The following is a 21,913-nucleotide window of genomic DNA, read 5'->3' as shown; positions in this document are numbered from 1 at the left end:
GTCCGGCGGCCGGCCGCGCGGCGCAGGCGCTCCAGGCAGGCCGCCAGCAGCGAAGCCGAGTGGAAAACCGGAATCCCGGCCTCCCGCAAGATCTCCCGCGACTGCGTCTCGTAGGAGCCTCCGCTCCACAGGACGGCCATGCGGCACCGGGTCGCCGCGCGCACGCCGGCCAGGATCCCGCAGACTTCCGTGTAATCGTCCAGGGTCGTCAGGATGGGAATGACCGTGTGCACTGCCGGGTCCGTCAGCAGGACGTTCAGCACATCGGCGTGCAGGCTCGGGTTTTCATAGCCCAGGGCAGTAATGTCGATCGGGTTGTGCACCGAGATGTAGTCGGGCAGGACCTCGGCCAACCGCGCTTCGGTGGCCGGCGCCAGTTCGGCGAAATGCAGGTCGTGTGCATCGGCCTGATCCGCGAACAAAGTGATGTTGCCGCCCGAGATGCAGAGGGACGCAATGCCCTGCGCATGCCCGGCATCGAAGCCATGCCGCAGCAGTTCGCACAGGCCCAGCGCATCATCGGCGTCGCTGGCGCAGACGATGCCATGCTGCTCGGCCACGTCGCGCACCAGCCGGTAATCGCCCGCCAGCGATCCCGTATGGGACAGCGCCATGCGCGTACCGGTCTGGCCACGCCCAAGCTTCAGCAGCACCACGGGCTTGCGCAGGCCCAGCCTGCGTACCGCCTCGATAACCTCGCAGGCCGCGCGCTCGGCCTCGGTCACCGCCAGCACCACGCGCGTGGCCGGGTCCTGGAACATGTACTCCAGCAGGTCGCCGTACGAGACGCCAGCCGAGTTCCCGGTGTTGACGATATGGCTGAAGCCCAGGCCGGCGCGCTGCGCGAAATAGGCAATCGTGGCGTAAGCCAGGCCGCCGCTTTGCGACACCAGGGCCACGTCGCCCGCGCCCCGCGCGCGTTTGAGCACGGCCGAAGGCGCCGCCATCACCCGCGCCACCAGGTTCGAGAACCCCATGCAATTGGGGCCGATGAAGGTCATGCCGCGCGCCAGCTCCTCCAGCGTCTGCTGGGCGTCATGGCCGCCTTCGCTGGCCTCGGCATAGCCGGAGGTATAGATGCTGGCGCCCGGCACGCGCTTGGCCTGGCACTCTTGCAGCACCTGCGGCACGCGTTCCTTGCCGACCACGATCACGCAATGGTCGACCTCGCCGGGAATCTGCGCCACCGATTCATAGCACGCCAGCCCCGCCACTTCCTGGTAGCGCGGATTGACGGGATAGATGTCGCCTTGATAGCCCCCATCACGCAGGGCCGGGATCAGTTGCCCCGCCAGCTTGTTGGGCGCCTGGGATGCGCCAACGATGGCAATGCTGCCGGGGTTCAACAGCTTGTCGATGCGTTCTACGGCATTCATGTCCGCATGTCTCCTTGATGGCCGCGCCGGTGGGCTTGGCGTTATTGATCTACGTTTTTGTAGGACAATAATGTACGTCCATGTGCCGTACAATCAGGGTAATCGCGTAGCAGACCGGACCTCATGACAGAAACCAACAAGCCCGCCGCCAGCGCTGGCAGCACGCTCGAATACGTCGTCGACACACTGCGCCAGGGCATACTCAGCGGCCGGCTGGTGCCAGGCCAACGCCTGGTCGAAGCCGACCTCACCCGCCAGTTGGGCGTCAGCCGGGGCCCGGTGCGCGAGTCCTTCCGCCGCCTTTCGGCCGAAGGGCTGGTCGAAAGCATCCCCAACCAGACCACCATGGTGCGCCGCTATTCCAAGGCGGAAATGCTGGAACTTTTCGAGATACGCGCCGAACTCGAGGCGCTGGCAGCTAGGCGCGCGGCGCAGTGCATGCAGGATCCCGCGGCCAAGGCCGCCTTCCTGACATCCATCGGCCCCATCTGGGAAAGCCATCCCCTGGCAGCCACCCCCTACTTCGACGAAAACCGGCGCTTTCACCAAGCGATCGCCGACCTGTCGGGCAACACCCAGTTGGCCGACCTGATCAAAAAGCTGCAATTGCCGCTGATCATGTTCCAGCTGGGCGGCGCCATCAGCCCGCAATCCATCCAGGCCTCCATCGACGAGCACCGCCGCATAGCCCAGGCCATCATCGACGGTGATGGCCGCAAGGCGGCAGCCGAGGTCAAGGCACACCTGAAGCGCGCCTGCGAAATGGTCGAGAGCATGCCTGCCTCGATCTTCCGCTCCTGATGCCGGACCCGGCCAGCGCCATGCCCGCCCATCGCCCCGCTCCCGCGACGCCGAACATCAATCTGAAGCTGCTGCAGATCTTCGCGCTGGTCGGCGAAGTGGGCAGCTTCCGCGAAGCGGCCCGCCGCGCCAACCGCTCCCAGTCCGCCGTCAGCGCCCAGGTGCGCCAGCTGGAAACCCAGCTTGGCGTGGAACTGTTCCGCCGCACCACCCGCAATGTACGGCTGACCCAGGAAGGCGAACAGTTGCTGGCCCACGCGCGCCGCGCCGTCCAGGAGATCGACGAGGGACTGCGCGGCCTGCGCGAATCCGTCGAGGTCAGGCGCGGACGGGTCGCGCTGGCTTGTGCTCCTACCGTGGCGGGCTCGCAACTGGCCGGCATATTGGCCGTGTTCGAGCGCGACTACCCCGGCGTGCATGTCCAGGTATTTGAACAGTCGGCGCAAGCCATGTTCGACAGCGTGCGCGGCGAACTGGTCGACTTTGCCGTCGGCCCGGTCACCGACAGCGCGGACTTTGACTTCCGCCACATCTGCGACGACCCCCTGTACGCGGTTACGCCCAAGCAATTCAGCCTGCCCTCCTCCGCCGCCACCATTTCGCTGCAGGCGGTGGCTCGCATGCCGCTGCTGCTGCTGGACCATGCCACGGGCCTGCGCGCGATCATCGAGGACGCGTTGCGCACGGCCGGGCTGCAATGGCAATGCCGCTACCAGTTCACCCAGGTCCAGACTCTGGTGGAAATGGCCCGCGCCGGCCTGGGCTGCGCCATACTGCCCAAGATCGCGCTGCCTGATACGCGCGGCTCGGGCCTGACGGCGCTGCGCATCGCACGTCCATCGCTAAGCCGTCAATTGGCCATTTGCACGCTGCGCGGCAGCGAATTGTCGCCGGGGGCGACCCGGCTGGCCGACTTGGCTCAACGCATGATCGCCGGAACAGCCTGAACCCCTAGACCGTGGCGATCGCGCGCGCCAGCGCCAGCACGCGGCGCGCTTCGTCCACGTGCAGGGCCTCAACCAGCTTGCCATCGACCACGGCGACGCCGCTGCCGCGCGCCTGGGCCTCCCTCCAGGCCGCGATCACGGCCTGCGCCCGTTCAACCTCGGCATCCGACATGCCGAAGGCTGCATTGGCCGCCTCGATCTGGCGCGGATGGATCAGCGTCTTGCCGTCAAAGCCCAGATCGCGCCCCTGCCGGCACGCTGCCTGCAGACCCGCCGCATCGTCCAGTTCCAGATGCACCCCGTCCAGCGCCAACAGCCCATGCGCCCGCGCCGCCAATACCGTGAGCGACAAGGCGGTCAGCACTTCCGTGCGAGCCAGCGTATGGCGGGCATGCAGGTCCTTGACCAGATCCGAGGTGCCCGCCACCAGTGCGCGCAAAGGTAGCCCGGCCCCGGCGATGGCGGCCAGGTTCAGGATCGCTCGCGGCGTCTCCACCATGGCCCACAGCGGCAGGTCCGGAGCGCCGCACTGGCCAGCCAGTTCCGACACCTCGGCCAACTGTTCGGGACGCTCCACTTTGGGCAGCAGCAAGGCGGCGGGCCGCAGCGGCGCCAGCGCGCGCACGTCGGCGCGGCCCCAGGGCGTGTCCAACCCGTTGATGCGCACCACCACGCTGCGGCGGCCGAAGCCGCCCTGCCGCAGCGCCCGCTCCACCAAGCCCCGCGCCTCGTCCTTGGCCGAAACCGCGACGGCATCCTCCAGGTCCAGGATCAAGGCGTCCGCGTCCAGTTCCCTGGCGCGCGCCAGCGCGCGCGGGTTGGCGCCCGGCATGTACAACACCGAGCGGAAGGGCCGCTCGGTCCGCCCCTGCGCAACATTCATGTCCGCCCCCCATTCCCGCCTGGCTCGCCGTCCGCGGCCTGCGGCGCTTCCGACTTGGGCGCCAGCCGCAGCATGTTCTCGGCCATCTTGATGCTGGCGATATCGATCAGGCGGCCATCCAGGCTGGCGGCGCCGCGCCCTTGCGCCTGCGCCTGCTCCATGGCGGCCAGGATCCTGCGCGCTTGCGCCAATTCGGCCTCGGCCGGCGTGAAGGCTGCGTTGGCCAGGGCGATCTGCGAGGGATGGATAGCCCACTTGCCCTCGTAGCCCAGCGCAGCCGCGCGGCGAGCGGCGGCTGCATAGCCCTGCGCGTCGGAATAGTCGCCGAACGGCCCGTCTATCGGCCGCAGGCCATACGCCCGGCAAGCCACCAGCACGCGCGACTGCGCGTAATGCCAGAGGTCCGCGGGATGGAATGCGCGCGTTGCGGCCTCACCCTCGGACAGGACCCCATAGTCCGGATGCCCGCCGCCTATGACCGTGGACCGCGCCCGGACCGAGGCGGCGTAGTCGCCCACGCCGAACGACAGGGCCTCGATGCGGCGCGAACTCTGCGCAATCTGGTCCACGTTCGCCAGCCCCAGCGCGGTCTCGATCAGCACATCGAAGCCGATGCGCCTGGCTCGCGGCCGCGCCATTTCGATCTGGCTCACCAGCATGTCCAGCGCATACACGTCCGCGGCCACGCCGGCCTTGGGTATCAGCAGCATGTCCAGGCGCGGGCAGGCTTCCACGATGTCGACCACGTCGCGGTACATGTACTCGGTATCCAGGCCATTGATGCGCACCTGCATCGTCTTGCCGCCCCAGTCGATCTCGTTGAGAGCGGCAATGACGTTGCGCCGCGCCGCCGCCTTTTCGCCAGGCGCAACCGCGTCCTCGCAGTCCAGGAAGATCACGTCGGCCTGCGAACGCGCCGCCTTCTCGAACAAGGCGGTATTGGATGCCGGCACGGCCAACTGCGACCGTTGCAGGCGCGCCGTGGCCGGCGCAATCAGGGTGGCACTCATGCATGTCTCCTGTTGATGTAGACGGACGCTAGATGACGCGCGCCTGCCGCAGCGCTTGCATGCGCTCGGCCGAAAGGCCCAGCAGGCCGCCGTAGACCGCATCGTTGTCGGCCGCCAGGCCGCGTCCGCTATGGCGGAAGCTGGCCGGCGTGGCCGACAGACGCGGCACCGCCGCGGGCAGCACCAGTTCGCCGGCGCGCGCATCCTGCACGGTGAGCATGTTGGCGCGGGCGGCGTACTGCGGATCCTTGAATATGTCTTCGATGGTGTAGATCTGGGCGCAAGGCACCCCCGCTTCCTGGGTCTGGCGCAACACCTCCGCCATGGACAGGCCGCCGATCCAGGCGGCCACGCGCTGGTTGATCGCGTCGCGATTGGCCACGCGCACCGTGCCGTTCGGATAGGCTTGCGCCAGCTCGGGCTGACCCATCGCCCCCGCCAGCCGCTCGAACATGCGGTGATTCGAACACGCCAGCGCCACCCATTCGCCGCCCGCGCAGCGGTAGTGGCTGTGCGGCACGACGTTCACCACATCGGCTCCCAGCCGCTCGCGCACCACGCCGTAGCGCGCGTAGGCAGGCGCCATTTCGTCCAGCAGCCGGAACACGGATTCGTACAGCCCGATATCGATGAACTGCCCGTCTCCACCCGCCTCCACCACGCGCAGGGCTAGCAGCACGCCGATGGCGCCCCACATGCCCGAGGTGTAGTCCGCCATCGAGGTTGATCCAGGCACCACGGGCGGGCCGTCCGCCTCGCCCGCAAGATTGGCCAGGCCCGAGAACGCATGTGCGATGCGTGCAAACCCGGGTTCCTGGTTCTTGGGTCCGGTCTGCCCATAAGCGGAAATGCGCAGCATGACCAGCCGCGGGTTGATCCTGCGCAGGTCTTCATAGCCGACGCCCCACTTTTCCAAGGTTCCGGGACGAAAGTTCTCCAGCACCACGTCGGATTGCGCGACCAGCTGGCGGAACAGTTCCGCACCTTCCGGCTGCCGCAGGTCCAGCGTCGCGGTCTGCTTGTTGCGGGCTTCGCTCAGCCAGATCAGGCTATCGCCGCATTCCGTCACGGTGCCGAACTGGCGCAGCGAGTCGCCCTCGCCCGGCTGTTCGATCTTGATGACCTCGGCGCCGAAATCCGCCAGGATCGTGCCGCAGAACGGCGCGGCGATGAACGTCGCGATATCGAGCACACGCACGCCTGCCAGGGGCCCGGCGGGCGCTGCGGCGCGGTCGGCGGATGAGGAACTGGTTTGCTGCGCTTGAGACACGGTGGCTGCCTTATGCAAGAGTTGGAAGCATGCGGCGCGGGATCTCGCCACCAGGTCACTGTATCGATCCGGCTTGCCATCGGCGAGCGCGATTTTCGCGTCGATTGATCGGTTTTTCTTCAGGGCAGACTCGCGCATGACGCCTGGTTCAGCGTTCTTCTTATAGGACGCATCAGGCGGCTGGCGCCGACTACCGCCGCTGCGGCGCTTACCCTATCTTCCCCGCCTGGCCCCATTCTTCACGCTTCACGTCCGGACATGCCGGCCGCAGCCCAGGCAACTTGAACCTACACCGTCTCGCAACCATCCCGCTGGCCGCGCTGGCGATCGCCGCCGCGCAGGCCGCCGAAACCGCGCTGCCGCCCATCGATCCCTGGCGCTATTCCGAGGACTACAGCTACCTGGACGACCCCGCCAGGCGCACCGGCGCATGGGACGAGGCCGGCAAATGGATCCGGCTGGGAGAGTCCTCGGCACTGACCGTGGGCGCCGAATTGCGGGCGCGCTACGAGCGCTACCGCAACAACGAATTCGGCGATGCGCCGGTGCCCGACGAGGGCTACCAGCTCTATCGCTTCCTGCCCTACGCGGACCTGCGGCTGGGCTCGCAGGTCCGCGCCTTTGGCCAGTTGAGCCTTACCCGCGCGGAGCGGGACGCCGGCTCCATCGGCCCGCCGGATGACACCGGCAACGACGTTCTGCAGGCGTTCATCGACGTCTCCTTGCCCGGCGATGCGGGAACCTGGACCGCGCGCGCGGGCCGCCAGGTCATGGCCTATGGCAGCGAACGGCTCATTTCGGCGCGCTACGGGCCGAACGTGCTGCGCTCGTTCGACGGCGGCGCTCTCAGCTGGCAGGGACAGGACCTGCGAGTGGACGGCTTCTTGGTGCGCCCGGTGCGCAACGATCCGGATGACTTCAGCGACCGCGCCGATCCGCAGCGCAGGCTGGGCGGGCTCTACGGCACCTGGTCCGAGCCCGCAGGCGCGGCGGGCGCCGGCCTGGATGCGTATCTGCTGTCGCTGTCCAGCGACTCGGCCCGCTACAACCAGGGCAGCGGCCCCGAAACCCGCAACGCGCTGGGAGCGCGCTACTTCGGCAAGCTTGCGGGATGGCGCTGGGACCTGGAAGCGGTTTACCAGTACGGCAGCTTCGCCGGCGCGCCGGCGCGGGCTTGGTCGCTCGCCAGCGACATGAGTTACACCTTCCGCGGCGCGCCGTTGCAGCCACGGGTCGGCCTGAAGGCCAACATCATCAGCGGCGACCGCGATCCAGACGATCCCAAGCTGCAGACCTTCGCCGTCTTCTTTCCCAAGGGCAAGTACTTCGGCGAAGCCGGCCTGATAGGCCCCTCCAACCTGATCAATCTGCACCCTTCGCTGACGCTGGACCTGGGGTCCGGCTGGACGCTGGGAACCGCGGCCATCTTCTACTGGCGCCAGAGCCTGCAGGATGGCGTTTACGGCGTGGCCGGCAATCTGCTGCGTCCGGCTGGCGCCAGCCGTTCGCGCTACATCGGCACGCAGGCCGACGTGGTGCTGGGCTGGGAGGCGTCGCGCCACCTGAGTTTCGAGGCCGCCTACTCGGTGTTTCGGCCCGGAAGCTTCATCCGCGACACGGGCCGCGCCGAGACCGTCCATTTTCTTGGCCTGGAAGCGCTATGGCGCTACTGAGCCCCATCGATGACCGGAGACTACCCATGAAAAAAACCACGACCCTCGTCCTCGCCCTGGCCGCGGCGCTGCCCTACGTCGCCCACGGCCGCGACGCCGACCTGGTGCTGCGCAACGGCCACATCATCACCATGGACGCGGCAGCGCCGCGCGCGACCGCCCTGGCGATCCGCGGCGAACGCATCGTCGCGGTCGGCGCAGACGACGACGTGGCGCAACACATCGGCCCGGCCACGCGCGAGCTGGACCTGCAGGGCCGCACGGTGATACCCGGCCTCATCGATACGCACATCCACGCCATCCGCGGCGGCCAGACCTATGCGTTCGAAACCTACTGGTACGACGCGCCCAGCCTGGCCGATGCCCTGGCCCGGCTGACGCGCGACGCCGCGCAACGCCCGCGCGACCATTGGGTCGCCGTGGTCGGTTCATGGCATCCGCGGCAGTTCCGCGAGCGCCGGGCGCCCACGCGGACCGACCTGGACCAGGCGGTTCCCGGCCATCCTGCCTATGTGCAGTACCTGTACGACTACGCCCTGCTCAACAGCCGCGGCATCGAAGCCCTGGGCTTGGACAACGCCGAGCCGCCCGAACTGCACGGCATCAAGGTCGAGCGCGACACCCAGGGCCGCGCCACCGGCAGACTGCAGGGCGGCATCGGCCCATTCAATGCGCTGTTCGCGCGCCTGAGTCATACCGCCGACCGTCCCGCCGGGCTGCAGGCTTTCCTGCGCGCCATGAATGCGCGCGGGCTGACGGGCTTCATCGATCCCTCAGCCGGCGCCGCGGAGGCGTACGAGCCGCTCTACGCGTTGCGCGACCGCGGCGCGCTCACGGTGCGCGCCGGCTACCGGATCTCGGCCATGCGCGCGGGCGGCGAGGCGCAATGGTTCCGCGACATCATGGCGTTCCGCCCGCCGCGCCATGACGATGGCCAGCTCGCTTTCCTGGGCCTGGGAGAAAACCTGGTGTCCGCCATGAACGACGGCGTACGCATGGGGCCAGGATTCAATCCTTCGGAAGAGGCGCGCCAGGAACTCGCACGCATCGCCCGCTATGCCGCCGAACGCCGCATTCCCCTGGAGATCCACGCCTACACCGACGATGCCGCCAGCGCCATCCTTGATGTGTTCGAGGAAGTCGGCCGCGACCACGACCTGCGCCCGCTGCGCTGGTCGATCGCCCACCTGAATACCGGCTCGCGACGCACGCTGGAGCGCATGGCGCGGCTGGGGCTGGCCTATACGGTGCAAATGGGCCCGTACTTCGAGGGCGAGGCGATACGCGCCGCCAATCCCAAGGGCGCGGAGCAAGATTCGCCGCCGGTACGCACTGCGCTGGACCTGGGCCTGCCCGTCGCCGGCGGCACGGACTCCACCCGCATCGGCGTGGCCGGCGTCTGGCAGGCGGTCGAGTACCACGTCCACGGGCAAGCCATCGGCGCCACCGTGCAGCGCCAGCCGGACAACCTGCTGACGCGGGAAGAAGCGCTCGCTCTCTATACGCGCCAGGCCGCCTGGCTGGCATTCGACGAAGACGACCGCGGCCAATTGAACGCGGGCAAGCTGGCCGACCTGGCAGTGCTGGACCAGCCCTATCTGACGATGCCGGCCGACCAGATCCACACGATCAATTCCGTCCTCACGCTGCTGGGAGGCAAGGCGGTGCACGACGCCGGCGCGCTGCCGGCCGCGCCCGCGCAAGCCGGCAGGTAGTCCGCAAAAGCGCGGTCACGCTGCCGACGCGGAGCCGCGCATCGTTTCATACCGGCTCATGGTTGAGCGCGGGAACCGCCTCCGCCTTCTCGGAAGCCTCGCCCAAACGTTCCCAGATCGCCTCGGCCACCGTTGCCGGCGCGATGCTAGTCATGTCGCCATCCGACGAGGATTGAAGAGGATAGAGCCAAGGCACATAGCGCATCGCGGGGGTAGCGCCGAACAATCCTATCGTCGGCAATCCGTGGGCCGCAGCAATATGCATGCCCATACTATCGTTAGAGACAAATACCGAACAGCACGCGATCAACGCCTGACTCTCGCACAGGTCGGTGGCTAGCCGTGTCCCGTCCAACACGACAATGGACTCAGGTAGCAAGGCAAAAATCTCATGCGCAATATGCTGAACGTCGTGGCCGCCCACCAACATGAAACGCAGTCCCTGGTCCCGCGCATGCAAGATCCGCGCAACCTCGGCGAACGCTCGGCCGCTATAGCGCTTGCATGGCACGGAGCCATTCAAACCGAATCCGATCATCCGCGACTGTGTTTGACACAATTGCATGGCCTTGCTGCTGGCCGACGCGGTACAGAACAGCGAAGGATAACGCGGCTCATACTGGTAGCCAGCCTTGGCATACAGCAACGGCAGCCATGTATAGAAATCAGGATGCGGGGTCCCCTTACGGCGCACCCAGATCCGATGCGTAAGCAGCGCCCCGAGATGCGGCTGGTGCATGCGCACAAAACCGATGCGTTGTGGAATCCCCGCCAAGCGGGCCGCCAGGGCAACGTGAGTACGGAAGGTAAAGAAAAACAGGGTGTCGTAGGCGTGGTCCGCCAATACCTGGCTCAGCCGTGCTACTCGTTCCCACCCTCGTAGTCGATGCTCTGATCGCACCGATACGACTTCCCGCACATACGGCTGAGCACGAAACAGTTCCTGCGCCGACTCGTTTTGAGTCATAAGCAATGAAACGGTCCCTCCTGTTTGCTCGGCGAGCGCACGGACAAAAACCATGCTGAGCACTCCGTCGCCGATACCGCCGGAAATATAGATCGCACATTTACGCGCGGTGCCAGACGAGACGGAGGGGATTATAGACATGGCATCCAACAAGATATACCCACTGCTTTCTTGAAAAATTCGGAACTGCAAATTCTCTAGCTTGGAGATACATTCTTGGCGCCGTGGTCACGGACAGCCCGTGTGGGGCCGCCTGCAGCACTGTGTTCGATAGTACACGGAATACGGTGTCTGTAAGCTAATCGTCAGGATATTCGGGCGCGGCGGTACGCTTCAGCCGAGAGTCGCCAGAACACTGTGACACGTCATGGTTGCATGGGTAGCGCGCAGACCCTCTCGATAAGAGAAAGTTGGCAAGGAATTGTGAGCAGCCCGGCGCCACGGATCAGGCCGCCGGTGCTGTCCGGTTCGGCGAAGACGGCCGCGGCCCCGCCGTACACGCGGGGCCGCCCGGCGCCACGGTCAAAACGAGTGGCTGATACCCACCTGAAATCCCTTCGAGTTGGCGCCCGGCACGCCTTCCGGCGCGACGTCACCGGTCACGAAAGCGGCGTTGCCGTCGTTCTTGATGAACGAGGCCGCCGTGTACAGCACCGTGCGCTTGCTGAGCGCGTAGGTATAACCCAGCGCAAACTGCTGGGCGTCGTCGCCTTCGTACTGCCCGGTCTGGGTAGAGCGGGAATACGACAGCTTCACGTGGCCGCCGCCCACGGGCACCGACGCCCCCGCCAGGACCACGTGCTGCTTGTCCGGCCCGTTCTTCTGCAGCAGATAGTTGGCGAACAGCTTCACCACGCTGAAGTCATAGCTGGCGCCCAGGGTTGCCGTTTCGTAGTGGTCGCCGCCGCCCATCGAAGTTATGCCGTAAGCCGCCGCGACGTTGAGCGGACCGGACTGGTAGCCCAGCCGCCCGCCCGAATAGTCGGCGCCGCGCAGATCTTCTTCGCGCGCATAGTTAAGGTGCCCGTACACGCCGCCAAGTTTCTTCGGCAGGAAGTACGCCACCATGTTGCTGGCGCGCGAGAGCGTGGTGGCGCCGTCCAGGCCCAGCGGCCAGCCCTTGATGATGTTGCTGCTGCCGCCCACGCCCACGGTGCCGAAGGGCGAAAACGACGACACGTTCCAGAATGCCGCCGTGTAGTCCCGCCCCAGCCGCAGCTCCCCATAGCGGTCGTTGCTCAGGCTGATGGTCGAGCGCCGCGTCCAGTTCAAGCCTTGCGGTCCGCCCGAAGCCGGCAGGATCGGCGCCTCCAGCCAGAAGCCGACCGAGTTGCCGTTGCCCAGGCTCTCCGTGCCGCGCATGCCGATGCGGCTGGGCAGCATGTAGCCACCCTGGTCCATGCCGATCTTGGACGTGCCGCCTGCGGTGGCGCTGGTCACGTTCAGATCGATATGGCCGAACAGCGTCAGCGACGATGATTGCGCGAGCGCCGGACCGGCCAGCGCACAGGCGCCCAGCAGTCCGATTTTTCTAAATATTGACATATCCCCCCTACCCCCCGACTCAATTGCCTACGCGTATGCCGGCGCCGCGGATCAGGCTGCCGGTGCTTTCCATTTCCCGGCCGATCAGCTCGGCGAATTGCTTCTGCGGCATTGGCGCGGGCTCGGCCCCCAGGTTCTCGAAGCGTTCGCGCGTGGTCTCCGAGCGCAGCGCCTGTTCGGTGCCGGCATGCAGCTTGGCCAGGACCGCCGGCGGCGTCGCGGCCGGCACGAACATGGCCACCCAGAACTGTTGATCCACGCCGCGATAGCCTGCTTCCGCCGTGGTAGGCACGTCCGGCAACGCCGGTGAACGGCTGTCGGCGCTGATCGCCAAGGCGGTCAGCTTGCCGGCCTTGACCATGGGCAGCGCCAACGGCAGCGGCAGGAAGAACCAGTCGACCCGGCCGGCGATCACGTCGTTGACCGCCTCCGGCGTGCCGCGGTACGGCACGTGGATCACCTGGATGCCCGTTACCGCCCTGAACTTTTCGCCCGCAATGTGCGCGCCGCTGCCGCTGCCGGACGAACCGTAGGTGTACTGGTCGGGTTCAGCGCGGGCGCGCTCCACCAGGTCCGTCAGCGATTTGAAGTCGCGCGCGTTCGACGCGACGATCACGTTCGGCATCGACGCCAGCATGGTCACGGGCGCGAAGTCCTTGAGGGTGTCGTACTTTAGGTTGGCGTAGAGCGACTGGTTCGCCACGTGGGCGGCGGAGTGCACCAGCACGGTGTAGCCATCGGCCGCCGCGCCGGCCACCATGGTGGCGCCCAGCACGCCGCCCGCGCCCGGCCGGTTCTCCACCACCACCGGCTGGCCCAGCTTCTTCTCCAGCTGTTCAGCCACCGTCCTACCTATGACGTCGGTGGTCGATCCCGCCGTGAACGGCACCACCATTCTGATGGGGCGCACCGGATAGTCCGGCTGCGCCAGCAACGTGGAGCTCAGCCCCACCGTGCCGGCCAACGCTGTTGCATATTGAAGGAAATGCCTGCGATGCAGTGTCATGGTTTGTCTCCTGATGTTCTTCTGCTGCGCGAAAAAAAGCCGATCGCCCACGACGGACAGGCGATCGGCCAGATAAAACTCGCCGGATCAGGGCGCGAGCACCGGCCTGTCCTGCGCTCCCTCCAGTACCTTGATGTAGGCCTCGCGGGCCTGCGCCAGCGGCACCACGGCGTCCGGGCTTACTGGAAAGGACTGCAGGCTGCCGTCCTCGAAACCGGGCAGCAGCTCGCGGAACACTGCGGCGCAACGGGTCGAGTCCAGCTTCAGGCTGTCCACGCCAATCAGCTGAAGATCGCGGCGGTAGAAGGCCTGGATGTCGAAAGGCACGTTGCGGTCGGGCGTGGAAATGACGATCTGCCGGCCGCCCACCTTGAGCGACTCCAGCGCCGCGGCGAAATACGGCGAGCCCACCGTGTTGTAGGCAATATCGGCGCCTGCCTGGCCGGTCAGCTCCATGACGCGCTGGGCGACCCCGTCGCGGCTGCCATCGATGACCGACACGCCCGACACCGCGTGGCCGATGTAGCCTTCGCCGCCGCGCTCCACGCCGATCACCCTGGCGCCGGCGCGGCTCGCCAGCTGGATGGCGGCCTGCCCAACCTTGCCGTTCGAGCCGAATACCACCACAGTCTGGCCGGCGCCGGACAGGCCGGCGCGGCGCAAGCCTTCGTAGGCGGTGACGAAAGGCACGCCCGCCATGGCCGCGCTGGCGGCGGGTATGTGCGCAGGCCTGCGCACTAGCGCCGCAACCGGCAACAGCAAATAGCGAGCGTGGGTGCCGTCGCGCGTAATGCCCAGGTCGCCGCCCGTGCCCCAGACTTCCTGCCCGATCCAGTCCCCGGGACCAGCAATCACCTTGCCCGCATAGTCGCGTCCGGGCGTGCGCGGCCAGATCGCGTAGGGCATCATGCCCATCGCCGCCTTGACGTCGCTGGGGTTGATCCCGGCGGCGCTGACTTCGACCACGGCGTGGCCTTCGGGCGCCTGCGGCGCGGAGATATCGATCAGGGTCGGCATCAGGTCGGCGACGGCGGAGACGCGTTCGGTCACGCGCAGGGCTTGGGTTTTCTTGCTCATGTCTGTCTCTGGATTCTGGTTGTTGCGGGCAAGAGTTGCCCGGGGCGCGGCAAGCCGCGCCGGGATTGGCGGCAAAAAAGGGAAAGAGGCGGAATCAGGAAAGCGGCGGCTTGGGCAAGCGCGTTTCGCCCGGCTCGAGTTTGAGTTCCACATCCAGGCGGTAGGCGCCGTCACCAGCCGGCTCGAACTTTCTCAGCAAGGAGCCCACTGCGCCGAACGCCGCGTCGCTGTAGGCGTAGGCATCGTTGGCGTCGAATATCTGCGTGGTCAGCACCTTGTGCCCGGGCGCCGAGGCAATGAAGTGCAGGTGCGCGGGCCGCATGTGGTTGCGCTGTTGCAGCGCCAGAAGGTCGCCGCAAGGACCGTCGATGGGCACGCCGTAGCCGGCGGGCTTGACGCTGTCGAACCAGAAGCGGCCGTCCGCGTCGGTCAGGAACACCGCCCGCAGGTTCATGTCGTCCTGCTCGGGATCCTGGTTTTCGTACAGGCCGCTGGGCGCGGCCTGCCAGGTTTCCAGGCGCGCGCCCGCCAGCGGCTTGCCGTCCAGCGTGCAGATGCGGCCGGTCACCAGCAGCCGCTCGCCAGCCGTATCGTCCGAGGCGATCCTGGCGCCGTTCTCGAGTACCGGCTGGTTCGCGCGCCAGAACGGTCCGATCAGGGCCGGCTCCGTGCCGCCGGCTTCGAGCACGCCCTCGGCGTCCATCAGCAGGACCAGCGTGGCCACGCCCAGGATGTCGGCCAGAAGGATGCCTTCGTGGCGCAGCGGATTGCTGGCCTGCCCGACACGCACGATGAAGTCCAGGCCCTGATGCAGCTCCTCGTAGCTCAGCTTCACGTCCGCCGCGAACGCGTGCAGGTGGCGGATCAGGGAATCAAGGATTTCGCGGGCGCGCGGATCCTGCGCCTGGTTTACCGCCAGTACGGCTTCCAGCAACGCCTGCGGCGTGGCGGGAATGGCGCGCGGCTCTTCGGCTGCGCGCGCCTGCGCGGAAGAATTTGCGTGACTCATATACATTCAACCCTGTAGTCTGACTAATGAAATTTGCGTGCCGCGCTTCAGTCGGCCGAAATCCCGGCCTGGGATGCGACGGCTGCCCATTTGGGGACTTCCCGTGCCACCCGCGCCTGCAGTTCGGCGGAGGAGCTGGCCACTACGCGGAAACCGAGTCCGTCCAGTTGCTTGCGGACCGACTCCTTGCCCAGCACTTCGGCCACGGCTTTGTTGACGCGCTCGACCGTGGCGGCTGGCGTGCCCGCCGGCGCGAACAGCGCCTGGATCGTTTCGGAGCGGAAGTCCGCGAACCCGGCTTGCGCAATCGTCGGCACGCCGGAAAGCGCCGGCCAGCGTTCTTCCCCGCCCACCGCCAAGGCCCTGAGCTTGCCCTCGGCAAGGAAGGCTTGCGCCGCAGGCAGCGCGGAAAAGGCGCAATCGACCTGGCCGCCCAGCGCGGCCACCACTGCGGGCGCGGCGCCTGAATACGGCACGTGCAAGGCTTTTACGCCCGCTCTCCGCCACAGCAGCTCGGCCGCCAGATGCACGCTGTTGCCGTTGCCCGGCGTGGCGTACGTAAGCGTGCCGGGATTGCGGGCGGCGGCATCCAGCAGATCCTTGAGCGTGGCCAACCCGCTCTCGGCGCGCACCACGATGACGTCGGGCGAGCTGACCGCCAGGCTGACCGGCGCAAAGTCGCGCACCGGGTCATAGGCGGACCGCTCCCGGGCGATGGCCGGGTTGGTGACGAAGGAAGAGGACACCAGCAGCAGCGTGCCGCCATCCGGCTCCGCCTTCGCGACCGACGCCACCCCGATGTTGCCGCCAGCGCCCGGCCGGTTCTCCACCATCACGGTCTGGCCCAGGTAGGCCGGCAGTTGCGCGGCCAGCAGGCGCGCGACGATGTCCGTGGTGCCGCCGGCGGCGAATGGCACCACCAGGCGCACCGGCTTGCGCGAACTCTTGCCAAAGAAGGGAACGAGCTGCTTGGCCTGGCCAATCGCGGGGACCGCGCAAAGCGCGCCCGTACAGGCCATCGCCCGAAGCACGCGTCGTCTTGCTATCAGCCGGGACTGGCCGTTGGCATCGCTCATTCCATGATCTCCTCGATGTATTTTTTTCTGGTCGATGGCGCCACCGGAAATTGGCGGACGCCATCGGCGGACATCAGCTGTCCGCTTTTTCCTTCAGGAAGCCGTCCGTGCCATAGACCAGGCCGGTGTTCTCGGCAGCGCGCACCACATCCGGATGCCAGGCAATGCGGCCGCATTCCTCGTCGGTGCCGCCGACCACGGAATAGACCACCAGGGCGTGCGGGTTGGGGTTGCGGAATCCGCGCATCACGCCGATGGGGCAGGAAATCACGTCCCACTGGTTCAGCATCACCGAGTGTTCGCCCTTCTCGCCCCAGATCACTTCCATCTGGCCGTTCAGCGGGCAGAACACTTCCTCGGTCTTGTGGGCATGCAGGCTGGCGCCCTGTCCCACGGGAATCTCGATGAAGGTCACGCCGAAGCGGTGGTTGCCGGGAATGGCCGGCTCCACGCCTTTGTTCTCCAGCACGCCGCGGTTCATGATCTTGTAGATGTTCTTCTTCATGCCCGGCAGGCGGCTTTCGATGAAGGTCTCGCGGTAGGGCTCCACCTTGCCCCAGCGCGCGATGCGGGTGGCTTCCATTTCCTGGGCGTTGATGTCCATGTCATTCCTTTTTTAGATGAGCTTCAAACAGAGATTTCGCTGCGCTTTTCTCGCGGCTGATGCAAGTTAAAGCTCCGTCCCGTACAGCGTCCACTACCATTTTCTTACCACTCTCATATAATTTTGTTATGACTCTTTCCGGTACTGGGAGAACAAACAGAAATGGATCTCCGGCAACTCCGCTACTTTGTCGTTCTGGCCAATCAGGGACATTTCGGCCGAGCCGCCAGCGTCCTGCATGTGGCGCAGCCCGCGCTCACGCGTCAGATCCAGCTGCTCGAGGAAGAGCTGGGCGTGCAGCTCTTCGTGCGCCACTCGCGCGGCGCGTCTCCCACCGAAGAAGCCGCCTTCCTGCTGGAGCGCGCCTCCTTCCTGCTGCGCTACGCCGAACAGCTCAAGCAGGACATGTCGGCCCTGCAACGCCACCCCAGCGGCCCCATCGTCATCGGCATTTCCCCCGGACTCGCCATGACGCTGGCCGTGCCCCTGACCCGCGCGGTGCATGAACAGCTGCCGGAAGTCCGGCTGCGCTTCGTTCAAGCCTTCTCTCCCGCCTTGCACGAGATGCTGCTCAAGGGCCAGGTGGACCTGGCCGTGCTCAATGGCCCGGTTCCCGTCGCCAACCTGCTCACCTATCCCTTCCTGACCGAAGGCATGTGCCTGATCGGCCCGCCGGCGCAGCGCAAGACGCGGCCCGCCAGGATCGGCGTACGGGACCTGGCCGAACTGCCCCTGGTGATGACCGGCCTGGCCAAGTCCGGCGTGCGGCTCGAACTCGAGGCCCAGGCGGCCCACGCGGGCGTGCATCTGAATCCGGTGGTGGAAGTGGAAACCATGGAAGTCGCCAAACGCCTCATCAAGGAAAAGGTCGGCGTCACCGTGCACTTCGCCGCAACCGTGCTGGAAGACATCGAGGAAGGCCGCCTGTCCGCCCAGCCTATCGAAGGCCTCAGCCTGCGCCGCATGCTGGCCCACCCGTCGGACCGGCCGGCCTCGCGCGCCACCAAGGCGGTAGTCGAGATCCTGCGCCAGGTCGCCCGCGAACTGGTAGCGAAGAAGCGCTGGCCCCACGCCACGCTGGATTTCTGAACCTGCCCCCGCAGGTTGCGGCATTTTTATCATCGTCCTGCGTTCCAGACACAGGACGCAGCGTACGGTTGCCGCATCTTCCAAAAGACCCTGCAATCGGGCAGGCATGAACCGTCGCGGCCCCGCTCCCGGCATACACTGCTACGCGCTACGCCACGCCCCGGACTCCGCCTTGCAGACGCTCAATCCATGATGTACCTCCTGTGGTCCTTACCCGCCCTGGCCGTCATCGGCGCCATCGCCAGCGGACGCTTGAACACGACGGCCGCCGCCGTCCTCGGCCTGCTTGCCGCCGTACCGATCGCGCTGTACACGGCGCCCGCGTCTTTTAGCGCCGGCCAGCTCGGGCTGGCGTTGGAACGGGGTCTCTGGATAGGCTGGATCATCACCCCCTACATCCTGGGCGGACTGCTGTTCTGGAACATGGCGGCGCAAGGACGCGCACCGCGCCAGTCGGCGGACGGCGGCAAGACCGCATTGGCCGATCCCCTGGCACGCCGCCGGCTGCTGTTCTTTGCCTGTTTCCTGGTCGGCCCGTTCGCCGAGTCGGCCACCGGTTTTGGCGTGGGCATGCTGGGAACGGTGCTGCTGATCCGGCCGCTGGAGCTGAAGCCGCGCGAGATCATGGTGTTCGCGTTGCTGAGCCAGACCCTGATTCCCTGGGGCGCCATGGGCAGCGGGACGCTGCTGGCCTCGGCCTATGCGCGCGTCCCGGCCACGCAGCTGGCGCTGTACGGCATGGCGCCGGTAGCCTTGTTGACGGTGCTGTGGATGCTGCTGTACTGGCGCACCGCAAGGGGCGCGGGCTTGCGGGCCGAGCCCGCCGAGCACGTGCGCGAGGCGCTATGGATGATAGCGAGCCTGGCCGCCCTGAGCGCCGCGACGGCGCTGCTGGGACCGGAAACCGCGCTGCTGTCGGCCTATGGCCCGCTCATCGTGCTGCGCTTCCTGCTGGACCGCCGGCCGGACCGCCCCCGCATGATGGCTGCGGCGCGCAAGGCCCTGCCCTACATCCTGATGATCGCCTGGCTGGTGGCCACCCGCCTGCTGCCGGGGCTCAACAGTGGCCTGGGCGAACTGGCTGCGTTCAGTCCGTTTCCGGACCTGCCAGGCTGGATGCCGTTGCTGCATGCCGGCAGCTGGCTGATCATCGGCGCCGTGCTGATGGCCGCCATATGCCGCCAGCGCGGGCTGCTCGCCACCCAGGCGCGCTCGGCCTGGACCACCGGACGCCACGCCGTGTATTCCGTATTCCTGTTCGCCATGATGGCCGAGGTCCTGGCCGGCGCGGGCATTTCGCAAGCCTACGCCGACGGCCTGTTCGCAGGCCTGAAGGACTGGACCATCCTGATCACGCCGGTGCTGGCCGGCATATTCGGCATCCTGGCCAATAGCGGCAACGCGCCCAACAGCCTGTTCATGCCGGCACAGCTGTCGCTGGCGTTGAATGCGGGCCTGAGCGTGCCCGCCGCGGCCGCGCTGCTGCATGTGTCCGGCACGTCCATGGGGATATTCTCGCCGGTGCGGATGTCGATCGCGGCCGGACTGGCCCATGGCCGCGGCGAAGAGCGCGGCGTGTATGTGCAGTTGCTGCCCTACGCGCTGGCAGCGTTCGGCGTGCTGTTGTGCCTGGCGGTACTGGTGGTGCTGGCTTAGACGTTCGCGTACATCCTCAGGATTCCGTGTCCGATCACGCCCTGGCCGAGCGCATATTGGCGGAACGCGCCCAGCGGCATCGGCCGGCCGTGGAAATAGCCTTGCGTCACCTGCACGCCCAATGCGCGCACCATCTCGTGCTCTTCATGGGTTTCGATGCCCTCGGCCACCACTGTCATATCCAGCGACCGCGCCATTTCGATGGTGCAGGCCAGGATGCTCTGGGCGTGGCCTTGCCGGCCGGCGCGGGCGATCAGGTCGCGGTCGATCTTCAGTTCGTCGAAGGGCGCGCACAGCAGACGGTCGAGCGAGGAATCGCCAGTGCCGAAGTCGTCGATCGCGCAACTGAAGCCGCGCAGCCGCAATTGCGTGATGGCGCCGGCCAACGCCCCGTTGGAGCGCGCGCCTCCATCCTCGGTAATCTCGATGACAACGCGGTCTGGCTCCACGCCTGCACGCTCGGCGCGGTCCGCCACGTCCTGGGCCCAGCTGATGGAGCTGGCGACAACCGCCGGCACGTTGATGCCGATGACGCAATCCGGCCGGCTGCCCAGTTCGCGCTGCGCCTCGAAGGCGCGCGCCAGCATGTAGTCGGTCAGGGGTTCGAGCAGCCCGGCGGCCTCGAAGGCCGGCAGGAATGCCGCCGGCGGCACCATCGCGCCCTCGTCCCCGGCCCAGCGCGCCAGCGTTTCGGCGCCGCGCAGCTCGCCGGTCGTGGCGCAATGTTGCGGCTGGAAATGCGCCGTGATTTCCCGCAGCGCCAGGGCGCGCAGCAGGCGTTCCCGGTTCAGGCCGCCCAGGACCGCGCCGCTGCTCTTTGCCGCCGCGCGTAGCGTCGCTGTCCCATCGGCCAGCGCCGAACGAGCCAGCGATTCGATCACGGAGATCAGGCTGGCCGCGTCCAGGGGTTTGCCGAGAGCGGCGATGATGGGCACGCCGCGATTCCTGGCGTAGCTTGCCGCGGCCTGCAGGATGCGGGTTGGATGGCTGCTGGCGATTGCGATGCCGCCGCAACCGCCGGCATCGGCCAGCGCATCGATCATCTGCAACCCGGTGCGGTCGGCCATGTCGAGGTCGACGATAACCAGGTCCCACTGCCGCTGCCGGATGGCCGCCACCGCCGACGCGCCGTCATGCGCCATTGCGACCTCGGGCACGCCAATCTTGCCCAGCATCCGGGCCAGCGCGCAACGTTGGAGTTCGTCTTGATCGACAATCAGGGCGGATTTGAGCATGAGGTTCCCGATAAACGGAGGGCCCGCGCCGCTGCGGCGAGGCGCCTGCAGGCGGAAGGCAAGGCAGCGAACTGCCGACGAATTCATTGTTCCACCCCCGGCCCCGTACGGAAATCAGCCAAGTCCTATTTTGCTGATCCCGGCCCGTTTGGTTCTATCATGGCGTCACCCATCCCGGCGGAGCCGAACCCAGCATGGCCGCGCACACTCCAGGCGACCCCGAGCCCGAGGCCGCCGACCGGCCATCCCGCAGCGCCATCAGCATCCTGAACCGCTACCAGCGCGCCCTGCTTCATGCGGCCGATACGGCGAACCAGGCCAAGTCCGCGTTCCTCGCCACCATGAGCCACGAGATCCGCACGCCGCTCAACGCCATCCTGGGCAACCTCGAACTGCTGGAGCGCTCCGGCCTGTCGGCCGCGCAGCGCGAACGCCTGCGCGCGGTGACCTCATCCTCGGCCACGCTGTTGGACATCATCAACGCCATCCTGGACTTCTCCAAGGTCGAATCCGGCCAGATGAGCGTGGAGTCGATTCCCTTCGACCTGGCCGAGGCGGCCCGCCAAGTCATTGCCGTGTTCACCCCGGCCGCCCAGGCCAAGGGGCTGGAGCTGGAGCTGGAGCTGGATTGCATCATCGACGACGGTCTTGCGCCCCGCTACCTGGGCGACCCCACCCGCGTCCGCGAAACATCGCGGCGGCAGGAAGCGCCGCCGGATTGCGCATATGCGTCAGCGATACCGGCATCGGCATGACCCCGGCGCAGGCCGCGCGCATATTCATGCTGTACGCGCAGACCGACAGCTCGATCGCCCGCCGGTTCGCCCTGCAGGAAAACCGCGAGATGCTTGAAGCGAGCCCGCCCCGGCTGGAGGCCGCCGCGCGCGCGGCCCTGTAGCGGATTGACATGACTTCCGATTGAACTTGCCATTTTCCGGACAAGTCGAACCCCAAATACCGCATCAATCGTACCC

20 protein-coding genes are annotated in these 21,913 nt (G+C 67.0%); 8 read left to right on the top strand and 12 right to left on the bottom strand.

Annotated features, from left to right (window positions below; all coding sequences use genetic code 11):
* Window positions 1–1,376, bottom strand: a 1,376-nt coding sequence (locus tag WBB14_RS10390) for a CoA-binding protein (protein WP_424239757.1), incomplete at its 3' end; no start/stop codon positions are given.
* Between the two features lie 123 nt (window positions 1,377–1,499).
* On the opposite strand from WBB14_RS10390, the gene WBB14_RS10385 reads away from it, so the two are divergent.
* Together WBB14_RS10385 and WBB14_RS10380 are read left to right on the top strand one after the other, a co-directional pair.
* Window positions 1,500–2,177, top strand: coding sequence for a GntR family transcriptional regulator (locus WBB14_RS10385; RefSeq protein WP_424239756.1), 678 nt, complete (start codon window positions 1,500–1,502; stop codon window positions 2,175–2,177).
* Between the two features lie 20 nt (window positions 2,178–2,197).
* Entirely contained in the window at window positions 2,198–3,124 is a 927-nt protein-coding gene (locus WBB14_RS10380) for a LysR family transcriptional regulator (protein WP_424239755.1), read from the top strand.
* A 4-nt stretch (window positions 3,125–3,128) separates the two neighbouring features.
* Here WBB14_RS10380 and WBB14_RS10375 read toward each other — a convergent pair whose 3' ends face one another.
* From WBB14_RS10375 to WBB14_RS10365, 3 genes are read right to left on the bottom strand one after another with little or no spacing between them, the layout of a single operon-like run.
* Window positions 3,129–4,007 (bottom strand): HpcH/HpaI aldolase/citrate lyase family protein, encoded by an 879-nt coding sequence (locus WBB14_RS10375; RefSeq protein ID WP_424239754.1) that lies wholly within the window; start codon window positions 4,005–4,007, stop codon window positions 3,129–3,131.
* Window positions 4,004–5,017: an HpcH/HpaI aldolase/citrate lyase family protein gene (locus tag WBB14_RS10370; protein ID WP_424239753.1), complete on the bottom strand. Its 1,014-nt coding sequence runs from the start codon at window positions 5,015–5,017 to the stop codon at window positions 4,004–4,006. Before WBB14_RS10370 ends, WBB14_RS10375 begins: the two co-directional genes overlap by 4 nt.
* 28 nt (window positions 5,018–5,045) lie before the next feature.
* Window positions 5,046–6,287, bottom strand: coding sequence for a CaiB/BaiF CoA transferase family protein (locus WBB14_RS10365; RefSeq protein ID WP_424239752.1), 1,242 nt, complete (start codon window positions 6,285–6,287; stop codon window positions 5,046–5,048).
* A gap of 281 nt (window positions 6,288–6,568) precedes the next feature.
* Here WBB14_RS10365 and WBB14_RS10360 point away from each other — a divergent pair, with 281 nt between their 5' ends.
* Window positions 6,569–7,960 (top strand): alginate export family protein, encoded by a 1,392-nt coding sequence (locus tag WBB14_RS10360; protein WP_424239751.1) that lies wholly within the window; start codon window positions 6,569–6,571, stop codon window positions 7,958–7,960.
* 26 nt (window positions 7,961–7,986) lie between these two features.
* Complete coding sequence (locus WBB14_RS10355) at window positions 7,987–9,675, top strand: amidohydrolase (RefSeq protein ID WP_424239750.1); 1,689 nt, start codon at window positions 7,987–7,989, stop codon at window positions 9,673–9,675.
* 46 nt (window positions 9,676–9,721) lie between these two features.
* On the opposite strand, the gene WBB14_RS10350 is transcribed toward WBB14_RS10355, so the two are convergent.
* The 7 genes from WBB14_RS10350 to WBB14_RS10320 all read right to left on the bottom strand — a co-directional run bounded on the left by WBB14_RS10350 (window position 9,722) and on the right by WBB14_RS10320 (window position 16,959).
* Window positions 9,722–10,795: a glycosyltransferase family 9 protein gene (locus tag WBB14_RS10350; protein WP_424239749.1), complete on the bottom strand. Its 1,074-nt coding sequence runs from the start codon at window positions 10,793–10,795 to the stop codon at window positions 9,722–9,724.
* Window positions 10,796–11,164: 369 nt separating this feature from the next.
* A complete protein-coding gene (locus WBB14_RS10345; RefSeq protein WP_424239748.1) occupies window positions 11,165–12,187 on the bottom strand; it encodes a porin in 1,023 nt (340 codons plus the stop codon).
* A 19-nt stretch (window positions 12,188–12,206) separates the two neighbouring features.
* Window positions 12,207–13,193 carry a Bug family tripartite tricarboxylate transporter substrate binding protein gene (locus WBB14_RS10340; RefSeq protein WP_424239747.1) on the bottom strand — a complete coding sequence of 329 codons (987 nt, stop codon included), beginning with the start codon at window positions 13,191–13,193 and terminating at the stop codon, window positions 12,207–12,209.
* An 87-nt stretch (window positions 13,194–13,280) separates the two neighbouring features.
* Window positions 13,281–14,270, bottom strand: coding sequence for a quinone oxidoreductase family protein (locus WBB14_RS10335; RefSeq protein WP_424239746.1), 990 nt, complete (start codon window positions 14,268–14,270; stop codon window positions 13,281–13,283).
* 94 nt (window positions 14,271–14,364) lie between these two features.
* A complete protein-coding gene (locus WBB14_RS10330; RefSeq protein ID WP_424239745.1) occupies window positions 14,365–15,279 on the bottom strand; it encodes a dioxygenase in 915 nt (304 codons plus the stop codon).
* Between the two features lie 47 nt (window positions 15,280–15,326).
* A complete protein-coding gene (locus WBB14_RS10325; protein WP_424239744.1) occupies window positions 15,327–16,355 on the bottom strand; it encodes a tripartite tricarboxylate transporter substrate binding protein in 1,029 nt (342 codons plus the stop codon).
* Window positions 16,356–16,428: 73 nt separating this feature from the next.
* On the bottom strand, window positions 16,429–16,959 hold the full coding sequence (locus WBB14_RS10320) for a cupin (protein WP_332013252.1): 531 nt from the start codon (window positions 16,957–16,959) through the stop codon (window positions 16,429–16,431).
* 162 nt (window positions 16,960–17,121) lie between these two features.
* Here WBB14_RS10320 and WBB14_RS10315 point away from each other — a divergent pair, with 162 nt between their 5' ends.
* Together WBB14_RS10315 and WBB14_RS10310 are read left to right on the top strand one after the other, a co-directional pair.
* The gene (locus tag WBB14_RS10315) at window positions 17,122–18,048 is read left to right on the top strand and encodes a LysR family transcriptional regulator (RefSeq protein WP_424239743.1); all 927 of its coding nucleotides are present in this window, start codon (window positions 17,122–17,124) and stop codon (window positions 18,046–18,048) included.
* A 189-nt stretch (window positions 18,049–18,237) separates the two neighbouring features.
* Entirely contained in the window at window positions 18,238–19,704 is a 1,467-nt protein-coding gene (locus WBB14_RS10310; RefSeq protein ID WP_424239742.1) for a hypothetical protein, read from the top strand.
* Here WBB14_RS10310 and WBB14_RS10305 read toward each other — a convergent pair.
* Window positions 19,701–20,939, bottom strand: a complete 1,239-nt coding sequence (locus WBB14_RS10305) for an EAL domain-containing response regulator (RefSeq protein ID WP_424239741.1) — start codon at window positions 20,937–20,939, stop codon at window positions 19,701–19,703. The two genes, WBB14_RS10310 and WBB14_RS10305, sit on opposite strands and share 4 nt — an antisense overlap.
* 194 nt (window positions 20,940–21,133) lie before the next feature.
* Here WBB14_RS10305 and WBB14_RS10300 point away from each other — a divergent pair, with 194 nt between their 5' ends.
* Complete coding sequence (locus WBB14_RS10300; RefSeq protein WP_424239740.1) at window positions 21,134–21,694, top strand: histidine kinase dimerization/phospho-acceptor domain-containing protein; 561 nt, start codon at window positions 21,134–21,136, stop codon at window positions 21,692–21,694.
* A complete protein-coding gene (locus WBB14_RS10295; protein ID WP_424239739.1) occupies window positions 21,691–21,837 on the top strand; it encodes a hypothetical protein in 147 nt (48 codons plus the stop codon). Before WBB14_RS10300 ends, WBB14_RS10295 begins: the two co-directional genes overlap by 4 nt.
* Window positions 21,838–21,913 lie beyond the last annotated feature (76 nt).

Origin of the sequence: Achromobacter sp. (assembly GCF_049647645.1) — a bacterium.
Lineage (GTDB): Bacteria > Pseudomonadota > Gammaproteobacteria > Burkholderiales > Burkholderiaceae_B > Achromobacter.
This window is presented reverse-complemented; position numbering and strand designations above follow the sequence as displayed.

Bases quoted from the DNA above. Each gene is read 5' to 3' on its own strand.
- WBB14_RS10385 (WP_424239756.1), top strand. From the start codon at position 1,500: ATGACAGAAACCAACAAGCCCGCCGCCAGCGCTGGCAGCACGCTCGAA.
- WBB14_RS10305 (WP_424239741.1), bottom strand. From the start codon at position 20,939: ATGCTCAAATCCGCCCTGATTGTCGATCAAGACGAACTCCAACGTTGC.
- WBB14_RS10340 (WP_424239747.1), bottom strand. From the start codon at position 13,193: ATGACACTGCATCGCAGGCATTTCCTTCAATATGCAACAGCGTTGGCC.
- WBB14_RS10345 (WP_424239748.1), bottom strand. From the start codon at position 12,187: ATGTCAATATTTAGAAAAATCGGACTGCTGGGCGCCTGTGCGCTGGCC.
- WBB14_RS10370 (WP_424239753.1), bottom strand. From the start codon at position 5,017: ATGAGTGCCACCCTGATTGCGCCGGCCACGGCGCGCCTGCAACGGTCG.
- WBB14_RS10315 (WP_424239743.1), top strand. From the start codon at position 17,122: ATGGATCTCCGGCAACTCCGCTACTTTGTCGTTCTGGCCAATCAGGGA.
- WBB14_RS10380 (WP_424239755.1), top strand. From the start codon at position 2,198: ATGCCCGCCCATCGCCCCGCTCCCGCGACGCCGAACATCAATCTGAAG.
- WBB14_RS10320 (WP_332013252.1), bottom strand. From the start codon at position 16,959: ATGGACATCAACGCCCAGGAAATGGAAGCCACCCGCATCGCGCGCTGG.
- WBB14_RS10295 (WP_424239739.1), top strand. From the start codon at position 21,691: ATGACCCCGGCGCAGGCCGCGCGCATATTCATGCTGTACGCGCAGACC.
- WBB14_RS10375 (WP_424239754.1), bottom strand. From the start codon at position 4,007: ATGAATGTTGCGCAGGGGCGGACCGAGCGGCCCTTCCGCTCGGTGTTG.
- WBB14_RS10335 (WP_424239746.1), bottom strand. From the start codon at position 14,270: ATGAGCAAGAAAACCCAAGCCCTGCGCGTGACCGAACGCGTCTCCGCC.
- WBB14_RS10355 (WP_424239750.1), top strand. From the start codon at position 7,987: ATGAAAAAAACCACGACCCTCGTCCTCGCCCTGGCCGCGGCGCTGCCC.
- WBB14_RS10325 (WP_424239744.1), bottom strand. From the start codon at position 16,355: ATGAGCGATGCCAACGGCCAGTCCCGGCTGATAGCAAGACGACGCGTG.
- WBB14_RS10310 (WP_424239742.1), top strand. From the start codon at position 18,238: ATGATGTACCTCCTGTGGTCCTTACCCGCCCTGGCCGTCATCGGCGCC.
- WBB14_RS10330 (WP_424239745.1), bottom strand. From the start codon at position 15,279: ATGAGTCACGCAAATTCTTCCGCGCAGGCGCGCGCAGCCGAAGAGCCG.
- WBB14_RS10300 (WP_424239740.1), top strand. From the start codon at position 21,134: ATGGCCGCGCACACTCCAGGCGACCCCGAGCCCGAGGCCGCCGACCGG.